This window comes from Stutzerimonas chloritidismutans (assembly GCF_038562055.1).
Classification (GTDB): domain Bacteria; phylum Pseudomonadota; class Gammaproteobacteria; order Pseudomonadales; family Pseudomonadaceae; genus Stutzerimonas; species Stutzerimonas chloritidismutans_A.
Genome location: NZ_JBCFXD010000009.1, coordinates 13,336 through 32,715 on the forward strand (window position 1 = coordinate 13,336; position 19,380 = coordinate 32,715).

Here is a 19,380-nt window from a genome sequence, read left to right on the forward strand (position 1 = left end):
CGTCGCGGCGTAGTCGGCATGACGGGCGGAAAGAAACGTCAGGCACTATGCAGTAGAGCGACCCGGTTCGGGCGGGTTCCGGACCGCCTGGCAGGCGGCCGTTACTGTGCACAGGAACAATCAGCGCGAGGGCCGATCCGAACTAGCTATGGACTGGACTCAAAAGGTGGAGGGCAAGCCATGACCCAAGACATCCTGGTTGGGGTGACGATGGTATTCGTGGCGGTCACTCTCATTCAATACTGGAGCAACCCGAGCTGGTGGATACGTGGCTGGGATTTTCCCAAGTTGCAGATCGGTGCGTTATTGCTGGTGCTGCTGCTGATTCAGCTCGTACTGCTGGATTTTTCGAACCACTGGAACCTGCTGCTGCCACCAGTGACGCTAGCTTGCCTGGCCTACCAGTGGTGGTGGATACGCCCATACACGCCGTTGGTGCACTGTGAGGCCGATTGGGCCGACCCGAACGACGACGGGCCTCGGATTCGTATCCTGTCCTCCAATGTGCTCACCCCGAACCGCCATGCCGACCGCCTGATCGCTCTGGTCAGACAGTATCGTCCGGATGTATTGGTCACCCTCGAGAGCGACCAATGGTGGGAGGACCAGCTACAGGTCCTCAGCGACGACTACCCCTATTCCATCCGCTGTCCGTTGGACAACCTCTACGGCATGCACGTGTTCTCGCGGTTACCCTTGGAAAATCAGAGGCTGAGTTACCTGGTGCAGGACGATATCCCCTCGATGCACGCCCGGCTGCGGGTCGATGACGAGCTGGGCGTGCAAATGCATTTCCTGCATCCGGCACCGCCGAGTCCGACGGAAAACGATGAGTCCACCGAACGCGACGTCGAGCTGCTGATCGTCGGGCGCAGCGTCAAGCAGACCGATGAACCGGTGATCATCACGGGTGACCTGAACGACGTAGCCTGGTCGCCGACTACTCGCCTGTTCCGCAAGATCAGCGGCCTGCTCGATCCGCGCATTGGTCGCGGCATGTTCAACACCTTTCACGCGCAGCACCGCTTGCTGCGCTGGCCGCTGGATCACTTCTTCCACAGTGCTCACTTTCGCGTCGTGCGCATCAAGCGCCTGACGGATATTGGGTCCGATCACTTTCCAATGTTCATTGAGCTGCAATACGACCGTCGCCATGCGAGCGAACAGCACAGCCTGGACACCAACGCTGATGACCGGGCGCGCATGCAGAACAAAGTCGCGCAGGAACCGGCCAGCAAGGACGATGTGCCGCGCCCCTGAGCGTGCCGGGCAGCGCGGGGAGCCTCCGACTGCCGCGGGGTGGAATCATCGTAGGTCTGTAAATGCACCGAATACGCACGGCTATATTTCGACGGATAGATAAGTAATGACAGCAAGAACCGCTTCGTTTTATTAATCGACATTACGTTTTTGTCAGTTAGCTGAATTGCCAGCAACTAACCTCCGCGCTGTTATGTCTACGCCTTAAGCAAAGCCACTCACTCGATGGAGGTAACGAGTTATATGGAAAACTCCAGAGGCTCCTTTACCAAAGGCATAGCGGCGGGCGTGGTGTTAGCTGCTTTATTGGCCTTGTTGCTCATGTTATTCGTGGCCTATACCGGCTCATACAACATCGCCGCTTCCCAGGATCATTCACCCTTTGTTCGTTGGTTGTTCTCCACCACCATGAGTCACTCAGTGGCGGCCAGGGCCGATGAGTTGGAGCCGCCTGAAGCCTTTTCCGAAGCGCAGGTCGAGGCCGGCGCAGAGCACTACAAGGCAATGTGCGAACACTGCCACGCTGGCCCGGGCGTCAAGCGAGCCGAGTGGGCCCAGGGCATGCTGCCGCAACCGCCGCACCTGATTGACGAGGCAGCACACTGGCAGCCGAACGAAGTGTTCTGGCTGGTCAAACATGGCGTGCGCATGTCGGGAATGCCGGCCTTCGGCGAAACGCATGAGGATGCCGAACTCTGGGATATCGCCGCTTTCGTGGAGCGCCTCCCCGGCATGACCAGCAGCGAATATGCCGCGCTGGGTCAGCAAACCGGCACGCATAAACACTAAAAAGGAAACGAGATAATGCAAATGTCTTATTGGCGCTTTGCCGCCATGATCGCAACTTCCACTGTAGTGATGTTCGGCCTGATGTACTTGAACACTTATGCCTTCGAGCATATTTTCTGGAGCGAGACTCGGGCATGGATGGCGCTTTTGATGGGCGCCGTCATGGCCGTAATCATGCTGAGCTTTATGCTCAATATGTATCAGAAGAAGGGCGTCAATATCGCCATATATATTGGCAGCATTGTTGTACTCGCCTTGACGCTCTGGGTAATTAGAAGCCAGTCCACCGTAGGCGATACGGACTATATGAAGGCGATGATTCCCCACCATTCGATTGCAATCATGACCAGCGAGCGCGCACAGATTACCGATCCGCGCGTGCGCAAACTGGCTGATGAAATCATCGCGGCGCAGCGTCGTGAAATATCGGAAATGAAATACCTGATCAACGAACTGGAGAGGGTCGACTGATGCAACTTGATATGCACCGGAGCGGCTCTCGTTCGCTCGCCTGGAAATGGCTCATGCCGCTTGCCGCACTGTTGCTGACCGCCTGTGGCGACCCTGCGCCTGGGGAAGGTGTTAAAAAACCGCTGATGAGCGGACCGACACCAGAGGTTGTCAGTGCGCGTGAAGCGGTGGGCACGCCTGATATTCCGACGATTGATCCGCAGACGCTCGACGCTGCCGAAATCGACAAGGTGCTGGCCGCAGGTCCGCGCTGCATTTTTGCCTACACCGCCGAAAGCTCGCCGGTCGTTGCGCTTGAGTTGACGGGTGATACAGCGGGCCAAGGCGTGGTGAAGGTTAATGGCCGGTTGGTGAAACTCGCGGCGCAGCGTGCCGAGGCCGGTGGTTTCGCGCTGAGCGCCGAAGGTATGTCCGTCAGCATCAAACCCGCTGAGATAGCCGGCGACACCATGCCAACCAAGCTCTCGGAAGCCGATATGGTTTTCGAGCTGGACCAGGGGCTACGGGTTGGCTATCGCGGCTGGTATCGCTGCACCACCCCGTGATTCTGCGCGATAAGCCGCTATCCGCACCTTTGCCATCCCATGAAGACCGCTTGGCCTTCCACCGATCCGTGCAGGAGAAGAGCATGCTTCGCCACCTTGTGTTCGATGTAAACGAGACGTTGCTGGACGTCGCCGCGCTTGATCCGCTGTTTGAGCGCCTCTTCGGTGATGCCAATAGCCGTGTCGAATGGTTCCTGACCCTGCAGGAGGGCTGGATGACCGCGACCATCATTGGCCGTTTTCAGCCGTTCGCCGATCTGGCTCAGGCCGCATTGGTGATGGTCGGGCGCCGACACGGGGTCGAGGTGAGCGAAGCGCATTGTCAGGGGCTGGTTGAGGGCATCAAGCGGCTGCCGGCCCACCCGGATGTGTGCCCCGCGCTGGTACAGCTGCGCGACGCGGGATTTCACCTGACCGCCCTGAGCAACGGCAGCTTGCAGGCGCTACGGCAGCAGCTGGCGTCGGCGGGGCTGGGCAAGAGCTTTGACGCTGTTCTGTCGGTCGAGGAAACACAGCGTTATAAGCCGGCAGCGGAGCCGTATAGAATGACTGCCGAGCGCCACGGTATAGCGCTGGGAGACATGATGATGGTCGCGGCGCATGCCTGGGACATCACCGGCGCGGCGGCAGCAGGTTGCCGAACCGCGTTCATCGCGCGTCCAGGCAAGGTGCTCAATCCGGCCGGTAGCCCGCCGGATCTGATCGGTGATGATCTGCAGAATTTCGCCGCGCAACTGCTGGCCACACGGCAGGCGTAGCGACGGTTAACGGCCACTCATTGCTCTGTCTTTTTGCCGCTAAAGGCGGTGATCGGCTTCTCTGCCTCCTTGTCCAGGCCACTGGCAAAGGTCTTCAGTCCCTCGATGATGGGCATCAGCGCAGCCCACAGTTCGTCGTCGTGCAGCATCTTGTAGGCGCCGGTCACACCCGGCGCTTCGTCATGTTTGGCGTCCGGCGTGTACCGGCCGACGGCGGCAAAGGCGGACTGGAACGCGAACACGGTCTTGTAGAACTGCGCGGGCTCGATGCGGGACAGCGCCATGCCGAGGATTGACAGGTTCTGCACGGCGTTGAGCGAGCCTTCCTTACTCATGCCGTCCACCAGCACCTTGAGCAGTTGTTGCTGCGAGCCGGCCAGATCATTGGCGAAGCGCAGGATGCCGCTTTGATGCAGGGTTTCCAGCAGGGTATCCAGTTCTTCGCGGGCAGTCGGCTCGGTCGGGGTCGGCTTGACGTCGTAATTCAATCGTTGGGCCATCAGAATCTCTCCGGATGCGGGGCTTGGGCGGGCGGTTCGACGTAGTCCTCGCGATACCACTTCACCTCGACGGGCACGCCTTCGTTCGGTGTGCGATGGGCGTTGCGGAAGTTGTTCGACGGTAGCGGCGGCTCGCCTTTCTCTGGCAGCACTTCCAGCTTGACCGCGGTTTCCTTGTAAGCCGGCGTGTTCACATCCGGGTCATGATGTTCACCGGTGAGCAGATTCAAGCCGGGTTTGCCCTGGTGGATCGGCATGAACAGCGTGTTGCCGGCGACCCGGTCAGTCACCGTGGCACGCACTTCCACCGAACCGCGCCGCGAGGTCACGCGTACCCAGGTGCCGTCCTCGATGCCGCGCTCGGCGGCCAGCTCGGGGCTGACTTCGACGAACCAGTTCGGCGCCTGCGACCAGATGCGCGGCCCGCGTCCGGTCTGATTGGTGCTCTGAAACTGTTCAAGCATGCGGCCGTTGTCGAGCATGATGTCGTACTCGCTGTCGGCCGCTTCGGCGGGCTCTTTCCATTCCAGCGGGAAGAGTACGGCCTTGCCGTCATCGGTGTGGAAGCGCTCGGTGTACAGCAGCGGTGTGGTGCTGCCGTCGCTTTGCATCGGCCAGAACAACGATTGCCAGCCCTCCAGCCGCTCATAGCTGACGCCTTGGAACATGGTGGCGATGCTCGCCGCCTCATCCATGATCTGGCTCGGGTGGGTGTAGCCCCAGTCATAGCCCATGCGCTTGGCGAGGTCGGTGAGGATTTGCCAATCGGGACGGCTGTCGCCGAGTGGCGGCAGTACCTGGTAGAAGCGCTGAATGCGGCGTTCGGTGTTGGTGAAGGTGCCGTCCTTCTCCACCGAGGGAGAGGCCGGCAGCACCACGTCGGCGAACTCGGCGGTGCGGCTCATGAAGATGTCCTGCACCACCATGAAATCCAGGCTTTCGAAGCCGCTGTGCACGCTAGTGCTGTCTGCGTCGGAGAATGCGGTTTCCTCGCCGATGATGAACATCGCCTTGACCGAGCCCTCGTCGGCGCCCTTGACCATGGTGAAGTTATCGTTGCCTTTTTTCAGCGACAGTTTCTCCTTCGGTACGCCCCAGGCTTTGGCCCACTTGTCGCGGTTCTTTTCCTCGGTGACCTTTTCGTAGCCGGGGTACATGTTTTTCAGGCAACCGAAGTCGCTGGCGCCCTGAACGTTGTTGTGGCCGCGCATCGGATAGCCACCGGTGCCGGGACGGCCGTAATTGCCGGTGACCAGCAACAGGTTGGACAGCGACGTGCTGGTGTCCGAACCGTGGCTGTGCTGGGTGATGCCCATGGCCCAGAGCAGGCAGACGCTTTTCGCCTGACCAATCAGCTCGGCCGCTTCGATCAGTTTTTCTTTCGAGATACCCGTAATCTCGGCGGCAAAATCCATGGTGAAGGGCTCAAGCGACCGTTTGTATTCGTCGATCTGATTGACCCGGGCATCGAGGAATTGCTGGTCGGCATAGCCGTGCTCGAACATGTAGCGCGACAGCGCTGATGCCCAGACCATGTCGGTGCTGGCGTTGGGGCGCAGGTGAATATCGGCGCGCTCGGCCATCTCGTGTTTGCGGGGGTCGAACACCACCCACTTCTGGCCCCGGTGCTTTTTTTGCGCCTTCAGCTTGGAGGCAATCACCGGATGGTTTTCGGACAGGTTGCTGCCGACCATCACTATCAGGTCGGCCTTCTCCATATCCTCAATGGTGCCGGCATCGCCACCGTAGCCGACGGTACGAAACAGGCCTTTGGTGGCCGGGTTCTGGCAGTAGCGCGAGGAGTTGTCGACGCTGTTGGTGCCGATGATCGCGCGGGCGATCTTCTGTGTGAGGTAGGCCTCTTCGTTACTGGCCTTGCTGGAGCCGATGAAGCCGATGGCGTCCGGGCCGTGGCTATCGCGGATCTGCAGCAGGCGATGGGCGACCAGATCGAGCGCCTCATCCCAGCTGGCCTCACGAAACCTGCCGTTGTCGCGGATCAGCGGGGTGGTCAGACGCTTCGGGTCGTTGACGAAATCCCAGGCGAACTTGCCCTTGATGCAGGTGGAGATGCCGTTGGCTGGCGCATCGATTACTGGTTGCACCTTGAGAATATGCCGGTCGCGCGTCCACATCTCGAACGAGCAGCCCACGCCGCAGTAGGTGCAGACTGTTTTCGTACGTTTGATCTCAGGCTGGCGCCAATGCATGTCCAGCTTCGAGATGGCGGTGATCGGCCGCGCGCCGATGGTTTCCTCAAGCTTCTTGACCATATCGATCATCGGCCGCTTCACATCCTGCGGCAGCGACGTGAACGGGCCAGCGTCCGGCTGCATGGTCTTTTCCAGCAGTGCGTTGCACGGGCACACCGTGACGCAATGGCCGCAGCTGACGCAGCTGGATTCGTCGATCGGCTTGCCGCCATCCCACAGCACGCGAGGATGATCCATGTTGAAGTCGATCGACAACGTCTCGTTGACCTCGACGTTCTGGCAGGCCTCGACGCAGCGGCCACAGAGGATGCACTGGTCCGGATCGTAGGTGTAGAAGGGGTTGGAGTGGTCCTTGTCGTAGGGCTTGCGCTTGAATTCGTAGCGCTGGATCGGCGGATTGATCTGCGCATAGGTGTTATGCAACGTGCAGTCGCCGGTGTTGTGCTCGCACAGCGTGCAATACAGCTCGTGCTTGGCCACCAGCCGATCCATGCCTTCCTCGCGCGCGGCCTTGGCCTCGGCGATCTGGCTGGTCACTTCGAGCCCGTCGCGCGCCTGCAGCGTACAGCCGCGCACTAGCTCGCCATCGACCTGAACCCAGCAGACGTCGCAGGTTTGTGGCGAGCCCAGCGCGCGGTGATAACAGACGTGGGGAAGGTCGATGCCGTGGCTGGCTAGAAAATCGATCAGCGGGGTGTCGGCATCCCCGTTGAGGGGCTTGCCGTCGAAGTGGATCGTGCAGTTGCTCATCAGGCCTCCGTTTTTGTTGTCGGATGGGTGCGGATGGCATCCTGGCCTGGTGCCGGCACGGCCCGGCGGCTCCTGCGAATTCCAACGCTCTAGCGCAAGGCTAGAGCGTTGGTTCCGGAAAAGATTGTTCATAGCTGACTGACCGGCCTGCGCAAATGTTCCCTTCTGATCTGTGGGGTCTCCATGGCCTTTGGCAGCTGGTTCGCCGCTTCGATTGAACTCATACGGCGGCGGGCGGCCAGAAACATACAGTCACAAACGGATACAGTCAGGACGCGTTTTACCGGATGGCCCAGCTTTTCCCCCGCACCGCCGACATGTGGTTACGTCTGGCATTGCTCCTTTTGTCTTTGGGGCTTGTCGGAGTTTTCGTCGCGTTCGTCGTCCTCTCGCGCTCGTCCTATGTCACCGACCAGGGGTGGACGATTCATCAGCCGGTGCCGTTCAGCCATGAGCATCACGCCGGTGCGCTGCAAATCGACTGTCGTTACTGCCACAGCAATGTCGAAAACAGTCCGGTGGCGGGGCTGCCGCCAACACACACCTGCATGAGTTGCCATTCGCAGATCTGGACCGGCGCGGACATGCTCGAACCGGTTCGCCAAAGCCTGGTGCAGGGCGAACCGTTGCGCTGGAACCGGGTGAGCAAGCTGCCGGACTACGTGTTCTTCCACCACGGCGTACACGTGAACGCGGGCGTAGGTTGTGCCGAATGCCATGGGCGCGTGGATCGCATGCCGCTGATGCAAAAAGCGGAGCCGTTCACCATGAGCTGGTGCCTCGATTGTCATCAGGACCCCGCGCCGCGCCTGCGCCCACGGGAGGCGGTGACTGACATGAATTGGGAATACAAGGGCGACCGCCGGGAGCTCGGCGAGGCGCTGATGCGCAGGTTTCACATCGGCGACGGCAACCTGACCCATTGCTACACATGCCATAGGTAGGCCATGCAGATTCGAGAAGACACCGAACCACAGCAATCTGCGCCCCTCGACTGGAAGGCGATTCGCACGCGTCTGGAAGGCGAACGCGGGGCAGGGTACTGGCGCAGCCTCGAACAACTGGCCGACGAACCGGCGTTCGCCGAATTCGTCGAGGCGGAGTTTCCTTCGATTGCGCCGCAGATGGACCGTCGGCGGTTTCTGCAGGTGATGGGCGCGTCCATGGCAATGGCCGGGCTTGCTGGCTGCAGCGAACCGGAGAAGGGTGTTCCTTATGTGGTACAGCCAGAAAAGATCATCCCCGGCGAGGCGCAGTGGTATGCCACCACGGTGACCTTCGCCGGCTACGCCCAGCCGGTACTGGGCCGCACCCATGTCGGCCGCCCGACCAAGCTGGAGGGCAACCCCGATCACCCGTTGAGCCAGGGAGCGAGCACGGCGATCATTCAGGCGGCGATTCTCCAGCTGTACGACCCGGATCGCTCGCAGGCGCCGCGTTTCAAGGGCGTGGATACCACCTGGGACGGCTTTCAGCTCGATGCCAGCCGCCTGGCTGAACGGCTTGATCAACAGCGTGGTCGCGGGCTGCACCTGTTGTTTGGCGCTAGCAGCTCACCGACGTTGCGCCGTCAGCTAGAAGAACTGCTGCAGCGCTGGCCCGAGGCGCAGCTGTATCGCCATGAGCCTTTTGAGGGCGATCACTATCAGGCTGCCGAGCGTGCCTTTGGCCGCGCCGTCGAGACGCACTACCGCTTTGAGGCCGCCGAATGGGTGCTGAGTTTCGAACATGACTGGCTCGGTGTCGGGCCTCGCGAACTGCCGCACGCGCTCGGCTGGGGCGAGCGCAAGCGGCGAGCAGCGAAGGGTGATGGCGAAGCACGTTTGCTGGTCGTCGAATCAGTGCCGACGCTGACCGGGGCCAAGGCCAGCGAGCGCCAGCGAATCGAACCGGAGGCGTTGCAAGCCTACCTGCAGGCGTTGGCAGCCGCGCTGGGTGAGGGCGAAGGACCGACGCAAGCGCTGCCAGACGAGCGTCAGCGCTGGATCGAGGCGGTCGCCCGCGAACTCAAGGCCCGCGCCGGTCGCTGCCTGATCACTGCCGGTGAACGCACGCCGGTGGCGATTCAGGCGGCCGTGCACCGGCTCAATCAGCGACTGGGTAACGTCGGGCACACGCTGAGCTATAGCGAGCCGGTGGTCTGGCTCGAAGCGGGCGGGCAACGTCTGGGCGATCTCCCTGCGCTGGTCGATGCGATTCGCGATGACCAAGTCGAAGCGCTGCTAATGCTCGAATGCAATCCGGTGAACACTGCTCCGGCGGACCTGGAGCTTGAATCGATGCTTGATCAGGTGCCGTTGCGCGTCCATGCCGGGCTCTACTACGACGAAACAGCCGCCTACTGCCACTGGCATCTGCCGTTGACCCACAACCTCGACGGCTGGAACGACGCCCGCGCCGCCGATGGCAGCGTCTGTCTGGGCCAGCCGCTGGTGCGCACCTTCTACAGCAGTCGCACGCTGTCCGAGGTATTGGCGTTGTTGCAAGGGGACCTCACTCCCGATGGCCGCGCCGAACTGCGCAAGACCTGGCAGTCGCTCGATGAAAACGCCTGGCGACAGGCGCTGGAACTTGGCTTCATCGCCGACACCGCGCTACCTCCGTTGACCGTCGAGGCGGCGCCCGCCAGCTGGGATGCCGAACCCACTCCGGCGGATGGGCTGACCCTGCGCTTTCTGCCGGACCCCAGCGTGTGGGACGGGCGCCTGGCGAACCTCGGCTGGCTGCAGGAACTGCCCAAGCCGATCAGCAAACTTACTTGGGACAACGTCATCGGCGTGGCGCCAAGGCTGGCCGAAGCCTACGGGCTGGCGAACGGTGACATGGTGCGCGTCACGCTCGACCGCCGCGTGGTGATTGGCCCGGTCTGGATCATGCCCGGTCATGCCGAGCGCACCCTCAGCCTTTACGCCGGTTACGGCCGTACCCGCGGCGGGCGGGTGGCGGATCGTCTGGGCTACGACCTGGCGCCGTTGCGCACGGCGGCTGACCCCTGGCTGCGTCGCGGCGCCAAGCTGGAGAAGACCGGCGAGTTCATGCCGCTGGCCACGACCCAGTCGCATCACATGCCGCAGGGCAAAGAAGTCATCAAGAGCGAGCCGCGCGAAGAGGCCTATCGCAAGGTGGCGACAGAGCCGCTTTACCTCTTTGAGCAAGCGAAGACGCTCTACCCGCCGACGCCTCCGAAAGAGCCGGTGTGGGGCATGACCATCGACCTGGATCAGTGCATTGGTTGCAATGCCTGCGTTGTCGCCTGCCAGGCGGAGAACAATATCCCGGTGGTGGGAAAAGAGCAGGTCGCCGTGGGCCGAAACATGCACTGGCTGCGGGTCGACCACTATTACAAGGGCGACCCTGACGAGCCTGAGTCCTCGGCGTTCCAGCCGGTTCCCTGCATGCAGTGCGAACAGGCGCCGTGCGAGGTTGGGTGCCCAGTCAACGCCACGGTGCACGGGCCGGACGGTCTCAATGAGCAGATCTACAACCGCTGCATCGGCACCCGCACGTGCGCGTCCTACTGCCCTTACAAGGTGCGCCGCTTCAACTGGTTCGACTGGACAGGCGACGATGAGCCCTCGATCCAGCATCAGCGCAATCCCAACGTCACGGTGCGCTCGCGCGGTGTGATGGAAAAGTGCACCTACTGTATTCAGCGCATCAGCGAAGCCCGCATTGCCGCACGAATCGAGGATCGACCAATTGCCGATGGCGAGGTCCAGACCGCTTGCCAGCAGAGCTGTCCGACACAGGCCATTGTGTTCGGCGATCTGTCCGATCCGGGCGCGCGCGTGCGCGAAGGGCGCGATACCCAGCGTCACTATGCGCTGCTGGAAGAGCTGGGCACGCGGCCGAAGACCACTTATCTGGGTCTGGTTGATCTGCCCAATATCGTCGAGGACAAGTCGTGAGCGGCGCGGGTGTAGGTTCCGGGTACACCGGCGCCGATACGCCGCATTTCCTGCCCGGGCAAATGCCGCTTGGTGAGGTTTCGGACCGGGTGCTGACCGTCCCGGTCGACTTCGCTCGTTATCGCCGCGCCTGGTGGGCGCTGTTCATCTTCAGCTGCCTGTTGCTGGGCCTGTTCGTCGCTTCGGCGGTCGTGGTGGTCTGGAAGGGTGTCGGCGTGTTCGGCAACAACGATCCGGTGTTTTGGGGATTTCCCATCCTCAACTACATGTGGTGGCTGGGCATCGGGCATGCCGGAACCTTCATTTCGGCGATGTTGCTGCTGCTCAACCGGCCGTGGCGTAACTCGCTCAACCGCATGGCCGAGCTGATGACGCTGATGGCGGTGGTCTGCGCGGGCATCTACCCGATCCTGCACCTGGGGCGGCCCTGGCTGTTCTACTGGAGCGCCCCGTACCCCAATACCATGGAATTGTGGCCGCAGTTCAAAAGTCCGACCTCGTGGGATTTCTTTGCCGTGCTTGGCTACCTGTTCGTGTCGCTGATGTTCATCTACATCGGGGCCATACCGGATTTCGCCTCGGCCCGCGATCACGCCCGCAAACGCCGTTACAAGATTTTCTACGGGCTGCTGGCGCTCGGCTGGCGCGGTGCTTCTTCGCACTGGGCGCACTGGCGGCGGGCCTATCGTTTCATCGCGCTGCTGGCGATTCCGCTGGTGTTTGCCGTGTCCAGCGGCTACTCGTTCCTGCTCGATCTGTCACCGGAAACCGGCTGGCACTCGACGGTGTTTCCTCCGTATTTCGTCGCTGGCGCAATCTTCTCCGGCTTTGCGTTGGTGATCATCATTGCGCTGGGGCTGCGCCGTTTCTTTGGTTGGCAGTTACTGATCACGGTCAAGCATCTGGACGTGCTCGGCGTATTGCTGCTCGCCAGCGGCTGGATGACTGCTTACGGCTATTTCGCCGACACCTTCATTGCCTTCTATTCGGGCAAGGAACACGAGATCACCATGGCCATGGCGCGTCTGACCGGGCCGATGGCCTGGAGCTGGTGGACGGCGATCTTCTTCAATCTGGTTTGCCTGCAAACACTCTGGTGGCCGCAGGTGCGACGCAACGGTAAGGCTCTGCTGGCGATTGCGGTCGGCGTGCTGATCGGCATGTGGTGCGAGCGCTGGATGCTGATCATCGTTCCGGCTACCCGCGATTACCTCACGGCCACCTGGCAGGGTTACAGCCCCACGTTCTGGGACTGGTCGTTATTCATCGGCACCTTTGGGCTGTTTCTCGTGCCGTTCAGCCTGTTCATGCGGATGCTGCCGATGATCTCCACCTTTGAGGTCAAAGAGGCGCTACACCGCAATCGAGGAGAGGCTGATGACTGAGCGCTGCTACGGATTGCTGGCCGATTTTGCCCATCCTGAACCGCTGATCGAAACAGCTCGCGCCGCGCGCGAGGCTGGCTACACGCGAATGGAGGCCTACAGCCCGTTTATGCTGCCAGAGCTGGAGCCGGTGCTCGGCCAGCGCAGCAATCGTGCCTACTGGGCGGGGATTCTTGGCGCGCTAACCGGCGGTGCATTGGCCGTGGGCATGCAGCTATACGCCAATCTCAGCTACCCGCTGGATATCGGCGGCAGGCCTCTGGTCGCGTTGCAGGGCTTCGCCGTCATTACGTTCCTGTTGACCATCACCGGCGGCGCGCTGGGGGCGTTGTTCGGTCTGCTGTTTCTTTGCCGCCTTCCGCTATTGCACCACCCGCTGTTCGAGATGGAGGCTTTTAAGCGCGCCAGTGATGATCGCTTCCTGCTGTGTATCCGCGCCGACGATCCGCGGTTCAGCGAGACCGATACGGCTCTTTGGCTGGCGGAGCGGGCGGTGTCGGTCAGCAAGGTGCCTGCCTGATGCCTTGGCTTTTCGTTTTCATCCTGTTGCTCAGCGGCTGCGATCAGATGGCGCAGCAGCCACGTGCCGACGCGCAGGAGGCCAGCCTGTTTTTCCCGGACGGCAAGGTCAACCAGGCGCCGCCGGTCGGCTCGGTGGCGCGCGGCGAGTTGGCATGGGAGACGGTCCTGGATGAGCGTCCACCACTGTCCGACGCGCTCCTGGCCCGGGGCGAGGAGCGCTATCGCATCAATTGTGTGCCCTGTCATGGACTGGCCGGTGATGGACTGGGGACAGTGGTGCAGCGCGGCTTCCCGCAACCGCCAGACTTCGCCGAGCCGCGGTTGGTGCAGGCACCTGATCGGCATTTCATTAAGGTCATCACCGATGGTTATGGCGTGATGTACAGCTACGCCGCGCGGGTTCGACCGGCCGATCGCTGGGCGATCGTTGCGCACATACGGGCGCTGCAGTTGGCGCGCACGGCCGAGGTAGCCCAACTGCCCGAGGCTGATCGCCGCGCGCTGGAGGCATTGCCATGAGCGCGGTGAGATTCAAGGGCGCCAAGGGTGCACGCAGCATTGCCTGGGCGGCGTTGACCATCGGCGTGGTTGGGCTAGGCATAGGCCTGCTGCTGGCGCCGCGCGATACCTTGGCCGCCTGTGTGGCGAGTCTGTTGGGCTGGGCTGGGATTCCGCTGGGCGCGCTGGCATTGGGCCTCGCTTTGGCGCCGGTCAGCGGCAGCGTTCGCGATCAGCTATGGCCCTGGACGCTGGTTGCCAGCCGGGCCATGCCGGCGTTGGCAGCGCTGGTGTTGCCCGGACTGCTTGGCGCCGGGTTTATCTACGAGTGGATGCACCAGTACAACGATGGCTTTCGCGGGTTGTGGCTCTGGTGGCCCAGTTTCGTCGTGCGCGGTTTGCTCTATGTCGGCCTGTGGTGGGCGCTGGCGCGCTGGCTGCTGCCGACCACGCTGCACAACCCGGCGGGCGCCGGTTTGGGCCTGATCGCGGTGGTGCTGAGCGTGTCGCTGGCGGCCTTCGACTGGGCTCAATCGATGGCGCCGCACTTCGCATCCAGCATCTTCGGGCTGATATGGCTGGGCCGGCTGATGCTGTCCGGGATCGCTACCTGCATTCTGCTCAGCCTGATCGCCGGCACCTCCCGCCCGGGTGTGTTGCGCGGCTTGCTGTCGGCTGCGGCGTTAGCCTGGATCTATCTGCACTTCATGCAGTATCTGATTGTCTGGTACGGCAACCTGCCCGAAGAGGTTCGCTGGTACGAGATCCGCGCCCGAGAATGGCCATTGTTGACCTGGCTAGTGGCGCTGCAGAGCCTCGTATTCATCGCAACCTGGTGGCCGTTTTCAGCGCGCCGGGTGCCACTGGCGATACTCGCCGGTGGCACGCTGCTGCTGGGGCTGGCCGAAGGCGCCTGGCTGAGTATGGCGAGCCTGTCTGGTTTGAATGCGCTGGCAAGCGGCTTGGCGATGTTGGCCGCTGCCGCCGCTGGCGGAGGACTGATCGCGCTGCTGGTTCTACCGAGGAGGTCCACATGAGCGTCCCGGTTGACCCTCGCTCGAAAGATGATGGCTTCGAACACCACGACGCTAATGTCAAAGGCCTGTTGGCGGTTGGCTTCGGCTTGCTGGCTACGCTGGCAGTGTCACTTACTGCCGTGGCTGTGCTGATTAGCTACTACGACTCGACGCCCGAGCCACCGGTGACGGCGCTCGAGCGCGACAGAATTATCCCGCCTGCGCCGCGTCTGGAAACCAGTAGCCGTGGCAACGGCCAGCAGGTGATCCGCGAGGCCGAGCAGCGCCTGAACCGCTACGCCTGGATCGACCGCGAGGCTGGCGTTGCGCGTATCCCGCTTCCGCGAGCACGCATCCTGTTGCTAGAGCGCGGCTGGCCGAGCCCGGTGGAGGCCAGCGGCGGGCGGGACGTACGCCTGCAACAGACCAAACAGAGGGCGCAACCCTGATGAGCCGTCTGCTGCTGATTCTCGCCGCCTTGTCTTTGGTGCTGACATTCTCTGCGCGAGCCGCCGAGCCATTTGATCCCTTCGCTGCCGCTGGCATCGACCCGCAGCCCGGTGCACAGGTGCCAGTGAATACGCGGTTCACCGACGACAGCGGCAAGTCGGTCACGCTTGCCGAATTGCTCGACGGCCGTCCTGCGGTACTGGTGCCGGTCTATTTCCGCTGCCCTAACGTGTGCGGGTCGCAGCTGGCGAGCCTTTTCAACCTGCTCGGCGCGGTGCCCTTCGAACTGGGCAAGGATTACGTGGTGATCGCTTATAGCTTCAACCCGCACGAGACACCAGCCGATGCCCGCGTCGAACGCGACAAGCTCGAACGGCGTTGGCCAGAGTTGGCGGGTTCGCAATCGGTTCATCTGCTCACCGGACAGGAGTCGGCCAGCCGCAGCGTTAGCGACGCGCTGGGCTTTCATTACCGCTGGGATGCGGACATTAAGGAATACGCGCACGCCTCGGCGATCGCCACGCTGAGCCCGTCCGGCAAGCTGGTGCAGTGGCTGTATGGGCTCGGCTATCAGCCCAACGATCTACGGCTGGCCCTGACTGATGCAGGGGAAGGGCGGGTCGGCGATTTCAGTGATCAGTTACTGCTGCTCTGTTACCACTACAACCCGCGCACCGGCGGGTACGACAACTGGGTCATCGGTGCGCTGCAGGTGGGCGGCACCGGCACGGCGGTGGCGTTGCTCGGTTTCATAGGGCTGTCGCTGTGGCGCGAGCGACGCAAGCGGGAGGCCGGCGATGGACAATGATTTTCTGCGCCTCTGGCCGCAGACCGCATCCGAGCATGCGAACAGCATCGACTGGCTGATCTGGTCGTTCACCGGAATGATGGCGATCTTCGTCGTGCCGGTGTTCGTGCTCACGATTCTGTTCGCGATACGCTACCGCAAGGGCACCCAGGTGCGGCGCGACCATCGCCCGCGCGGCAGCATGAAGGTCGAAATGACCTGGATCGTGCTGCCCTTCATCGGCTCGATGATCATCTACCTGGTCTCTGCGAAGCTCTACTACGAAGTGCGCACGCCGCCGGTGGATGCCATGGAAATTCAGGTCGTGGCCAAGCAATGGATGTGGAAATTCCAGCATCCCGGTGGTCAACGCGAGATCAATACCTTGCACGTGCCGGTTGGGCGCCCGGTGCGGCTGAACATGATCTCCCAAGACGTGATTCACAGCCTGTATTTTCCGGCCCTGCGCATCAAGCAGGACCTGTTGCCGGGGCGTTACACGCAGCTTTGGTTCAACGCCACCGAAACCGGTCGCTACGAGGTGTTCTGTGCCGAATACTGCGGCACCGATCATTCGAAGATGCTTGCCACGCTGATTGTGCAACCGCCACAGGAGTACGCGCGCTGGCTGTCACAGGCCGGTGCCAGCGAGTCCCTGGCCGAGCAGGGCGAGGTGCTGTTTCGCCAGTTCGGTTGCAGCGGTTGCCACGGCCCGGCCGCCGTGGCGAGAGCGCCAGAACTGGAGGGGCTCTATGGTCGCCGGGTGGCGCTGGAAGACGGTCGTTTTGCAGTCGCCGATCAGGCCTATATCCGCGACAGCATCCTGCTGCCGCACAAGCAGATCGTCGCTGGCTACGAATCGATCATGCCGAGCTTCGCCAACGTGATCGATGAGGAGGGCGTGCTGCGCCTGACGGCCTATATCCAGTCGCTTGGCAAAGTTGGGGAAAGCGGACAGCGCGAGCCGCATGCCGACAGCCCCCGCAGTCCAACGCCAGAGGAGACACTCCCTTGACTCAGAAGAACCCGGCCGCCGACCGCTCGCCCAGTTACCTTGCCGACGAGCACGGGCTACGCACCTGGCTGCTGACCACGGACCACAAACGCATTGCGATCCTCTACCTGATCGGCGTCACGGCCTTCTTTTTTCTCGGCAGCCTGGCCGCCGGTCTGGTGCGCATCGAGCTGGTCACCCCCGAGGGCGACCTGTTGAGCCCGGACGGCTACAACCGCACCTTCACCCTGCACGGTGTGGTCATGGTGTGGTTCTTCCTGATTCCCTCGATCCCGGCGGTATTTGGCAACTTCCTTATCCCGATCATGATCGGTGCCAAGGAGATGGCCTTTCCCAAGCTGAATCTGTTCAGCTGGTATCTGCTGGTGGGCGGCGGTCTCTTCACGCTGTATTCACTACTGGCTGGCGGTGTGGACACCGGCTGGACCTTCTACACGCCGTTGTCGACCATGTTCAGTAATGGTCATGTGGTGGCGGTGATTCTCGGGGTTTTTATTGTCGGTTTTTCGTCGATCCTGACCGGGCTGAACATCATCGTCACGATTCATACGCTACGGGCGCCGGGCATGACCTGGTTCCGAATGCCGCTGTTCTGTTGGTCGCTCTATGCCACCTCGGTGATCTTGGTGCTGGCCACGCCGGTGCTGGCCATCACGCTGCTGCTGGTGGCGGCGGAGTACCTGTTCGGCATTGGCGTGTTCGACCCCAACCTGGGCGGCGATCCATTGCTGTTTCAGCACTTGTTCTGGTTCTACAGCCATCCGGCGGTGTACATCATGATCCTGCCGGCGATGGGTGTGATGAGCGAGCTGATCACCGCGGCGGCGCACAAGCGTATTTTTGGCTATTCGTTCGTCGCCTATTCCAGCCTGGCCATCGCGGTGATCGGCTTCATGGTCTGGGGCCACCACATGTTCGTGGCGGGGCAGTCGATGTACGCCAGCATGGTCTTTTCACTGCTCAGTTTTCTGGTGGCGATCCCCTCGGCCATCAAGGTCTACAACTGGACCGCCACACTCTACAAAAGCAATCTGACCATCGACGCGCACTTCCTTTATGCGCTGACCTTTATCGGTCTGTTTGTCATCGGCGGCGTGACCGGGCTCTTCCTCGCGCTGCTGGCGGCGGATGTGCACGTACATGACACCTATTTCGTGGTCGCGCATTTCCACTACATCATGGTCGGCGCGGCGGTGGCCGGGTTCTTTGGCGCGCTGCACTTCTGGTGGCCAAAGATGACCGGACGGATGTACTCGCAGCTATGGGGAAAGATTGCGGCAGTGATGATCTTCTGCGGCTTCAACCTGACGTTTTTCCCGCAGTTCCTGCTCGGCTATCTCGGGATGCCGCGGCGTTACCACAGTTATCCGGAGGATTTTCAGTTCCTCCATGTGCTGTCGTCCGCGGGCGCAGGGGTGCTGGCGGTGGGTTACATCATGCCGTTCTGTTATCTGCTCTGGTCGTTGCGTTACGGCCCGTTGGCCGATGATGACCCGTGGGATGCGGCGGGGCTGGAATGGCGCACCTCGTCGCCACCGCCACAGTACAACTTTGTCGAGACGCCGATCGTTGACTTCGAGGCCTACGATTACCCTCCCGAGGCGACCCATGGCCGATCCTGACGGGTACCTGACCGAGCCCTACCAGACCGCAGCCCAGCAGCGAGAAGCGAGTTTTCTGGGCATGTGGTTGTTTCTCGCCACTGAAATCATGATGTTCGGTGTGCTGTTTCTGATCATCTATTACTACCGGCTGCAGCACCCCGAGGCAGTGGGCGAGGCGGTGCAGCACCTGCATTCGATCCTGGCGGGATTCAACAGCGCGCTGTTGCTCACCGGCAGCCTGTGCATGAGCCTGATGGTGCAGGCTTCGCGCTTGGGTAACTACCGTCGGGTGCAGCAGTGGCTCTTGCTCAGCGCCTTCTTCGGCCTGGCGTTCCTGGCGGTGAAGTTCTTCGAGTACGGCTGGGAATACCAGGAAGGGTTGTTGCCCGGCATAGGCCCCGAGTCCCCGCTGGAAAATCCCGCCGCGCGGCTGTTCATGAACATCTATTTCTTCGCCACCGCGCTGCATGCGGTGCACCTGACCATTGCGGTGGTGATCGTACTGGGCATGGTGGGGCGCATTCACTTCGCCCATATGAAACTGCCCGAGCGGGCGATCACACTGGAAATGGTCGGCCTGTACTGGCATCTGGTCGATGTAGTCTGGATCTTCTTGTATCCCTCGCTTTATCTGGTCGGGAGGGCAACATGAAGGCAGGCAAGCTGGTGCTGATCTATGTCGGGCTGCTGGCGCTACTGGCGATCAGCGCCACGATAGCCATTCAGTTTCCACAGTGGGCGATGCTTGCGCTGGTCTGTGCAGCCGGGCAGGCCATGCTGGTGCTGTTCGGGCTGGCCCAGCTCGGTACCCACTCGCCGCTGGTGCGCTTTTTTGCGCTGGGCGCGGGGTTCTGGCTGGTGTTCCTGTTCGCCCTTTCAATAGCTGATCTGCTGACGCGCGGTAGCTAG

At 61.9% G+C, this 19,380-nt stretch carries 19 protein-coding genes; 17 read left to right on the plus strand and 2 right to left on the minus strand.

What is annotated here, in order from left to right; all coding sequences use genetic code 11:
• Nucleotides 1–180: 180 nt before the first annotated feature.
• From AAGW23_RS14405 to AAGW23_RS14425, 5 genes are all read left to right on the plus strand, one after another.
• Nucleotides 181–1,260, plus strand: a complete 1,080-nt coding sequence (locus tag AAGW23_RS14405) for an endonuclease/exonuclease/phosphatase family protein (RefSeq protein WP_342407095.1) — start codon at nucleotides 181–183, stop codon at nucleotides 1,258–1,260.
• A 243-nt stretch (nucleotides 1,261–1,503) separates the two neighbouring features.
• Complete coding sequence (locus AAGW23_RS14410) at nucleotides 1,504–2,049, plus strand: cytochrome c (protein WP_342407096.1); 546 nt, start codon at nucleotides 1,504–1,506, stop codon at nucleotides 2,047–2,049.
• A gap of 15 nt (nucleotides 2,050–2,064) precedes the next feature.
• Nucleotides 2,065–2,520 (plus strand): DUF305 domain-containing protein, encoded by a 456-nt coding sequence (locus AAGW23_RS14415; protein ID WP_342407097.1) that lies wholly within the window; start codon nucleotides 2,065–2,067, stop codon nucleotides 2,518–2,520.
• A 53-nt stretch (nucleotides 2,521–2,573) separates the two neighbouring features.
• A complete protein-coding gene (locus AAGW23_RS14420; RefSeq protein ID WP_342407098.1) occupies nucleotides 2,574–3,065 on the plus strand; it encodes a hypothetical protein in 492 nt (163 codons plus the stop codon).
• 83 nt (nucleotides 3,066–3,148) lie between these two features.
• Nucleotides 3,149–3,823 (plus strand): haloacid dehalogenase type II, encoded by a 675-nt coding sequence (locus AAGW23_RS14425; protein WP_342407099.1) that lies wholly within the window; start codon nucleotides 3,149–3,151, stop codon nucleotides 3,821–3,823.
• Nucleotides 3,824–3,840: 17 nt separating this feature from the next.
• Here AAGW23_RS14425 and AAGW23_RS14430 read toward each other — a convergent pair whose 3' ends face one another.
• On the minus strand, nucleotides 3,841–4,323 hold the full coding sequence (locus AAGW23_RS14430; protein WP_342407100.1) for a DUF1641 domain-containing protein: 483 nt from the start codon (nucleotides 4,321–4,323) through the stop codon (nucleotides 3,841–3,843).
• On the minus strand, nucleotides 4,323–7,286 hold the full coding sequence (fdhF, locus tag AAGW23_RS14435) for a formate dehydrogenase subunit alpha (protein WP_342407101.1): 2,964 nt from the start codon (nucleotides 7,284–7,286) through the stop codon (nucleotides 4,323–4,325). The genes AAGW23_RS14430 and fdhF overlap by 1 nt, the downstream gene beginning before the upstream one ends.
• Nucleotides 7,287–7,573: 287 nt before the next feature.
• On the opposite strand from fdhF, the gene AAGW23_RS14440 reads away from it, so the two are divergent.
• The 12 genes from AAGW23_RS14440 to AAGW23_RS14495 are packed head-to-tail and all read left to right on the plus strand — an operon-like array spanning nucleotide 7,574 to nucleotide 19,380.
• Entirely contained in the window at nucleotides 7,574–8,230 is a 657-nt protein-coding gene (locus AAGW23_RS14440) for a cytochrome C (protein ID WP_342407102.1), read from the plus strand.
• A gap of 3 nt (nucleotides 8,231–8,233) precedes the next feature.
• Nucleotides 8,234–11,194 (plus strand): TAT-variant-translocated molybdopterin oxidoreductase, encoded by a 2,961-nt coding sequence (locus AAGW23_RS14445; protein WP_342407103.1) that lies wholly within the window; start codon nucleotides 8,234–8,236, stop codon nucleotides 11,192–11,194.
• The gene (gene nrfD / locus AAGW23_RS14450) at nucleotides 11,191–12,579 is read left to right on the plus strand and encodes an NrfD/PsrC family molybdoenzyme membrane anchor subunit (RefSeq protein ID WP_342407104.1); all 1,389 of its coding nucleotides are present in this window, start codon (nucleotides 11,191–11,193) and stop codon (nucleotides 12,577–12,579) included. The genes AAGW23_RS14445 and nrfD overlap by 4 nt, the downstream gene beginning before the upstream one ends.
• Nucleotides 12,572–13,099, plus strand: a complete 528-nt coding sequence (locus AAGW23_RS14455) for a DUF3341 domain-containing protein (RefSeq protein WP_342407105.1) — start codon at nucleotides 12,572–12,574, stop codon at nucleotides 13,097–13,099. Before nrfD ends, AAGW23_RS14455 begins: the two co-directional genes overlap by 8 nt.
• Nucleotides 13,099–13,620, plus strand: a complete 522-nt coding sequence (locus tag AAGW23_RS14460; protein ID WP_342407106.1) for a cytochrome c — start codon at nucleotides 13,099–13,101, stop codon at nucleotides 13,618–13,620. Before AAGW23_RS14455 ends, AAGW23_RS14460 begins: the two co-directional genes overlap by 1 nt.
• Nucleotides 13,617–14,636, plus strand: a complete 1,020-nt coding sequence (locus tag AAGW23_RS14465; protein WP_342407107.1) for a hypothetical protein — start codon at nucleotides 13,617–13,619, stop codon at nucleotides 14,634–14,636. Before AAGW23_RS14460 ends, AAGW23_RS14465 begins: the two co-directional genes overlap by 4 nt.
• The gene (locus tag AAGW23_RS14470) at nucleotides 14,633–15,064 is read left to right on the plus strand and encodes a hypothetical protein (protein WP_342407108.1); all 432 of its coding nucleotides are present in this window, start codon (nucleotides 14,633–14,635) and stop codon (nucleotides 15,062–15,064) included. The genes AAGW23_RS14465 and AAGW23_RS14470 overlap by 4 nt, the downstream gene beginning before the upstream one ends.
• Complete coding sequence (locus AAGW23_RS14475; RefSeq protein WP_342407109.1) at nucleotides 15,064–15,873, plus strand: SCO family protein; 810 nt, start codon at nucleotides 15,064–15,066, stop codon at nucleotides 15,871–15,873. The genes AAGW23_RS14470 and AAGW23_RS14475 overlap by 1 nt, the downstream gene beginning before the upstream one ends.
• A complete protein-coding gene (gene coxB / locus AAGW23_RS14480) occupies nucleotides 15,863–16,867 on the plus strand; it encodes a cytochrome c oxidase subunit II (RefSeq protein WP_342407110.1) in 1,005 nt (334 codons plus the stop codon). Before AAGW23_RS14475 ends, coxB begins: the two co-directional genes overlap by 11 nt.
• Nucleotides 16,864–18,489, plus strand: a complete 1,626-nt coding sequence (locus AAGW23_RS14485; protein ID WP_148924031.1) for a cytochrome c oxidase subunit I — start codon at nucleotides 16,864–16,866, stop codon at nucleotides 18,487–18,489. Before coxB ends, AAGW23_RS14485 begins: the two co-directional genes overlap by 4 nt.
• The gene (locus AAGW23_RS14490; protein WP_342407111.1) at nucleotides 18,476–19,123 is read left to right on the plus strand and encodes a cytochrome c oxidase subunit 3; all 648 of its coding nucleotides are present in this window, start codon (nucleotides 18,476–18,478) and stop codon (nucleotides 19,121–19,123) included. The genes AAGW23_RS14485 and AAGW23_RS14490 overlap by 14 nt, the downstream gene beginning before the upstream one ends.
• Nucleotides 19,120–19,380, plus strand: coding sequence for a hypothetical protein (locus AAGW23_RS14495; RefSeq protein WP_342407112.1), 261 nt, complete (start codon nucleotides 19,120–19,122; stop codon nucleotides 19,378–19,380). The genes AAGW23_RS14490 and AAGW23_RS14495 overlap by 4 nt, the downstream gene beginning before the upstream one ends.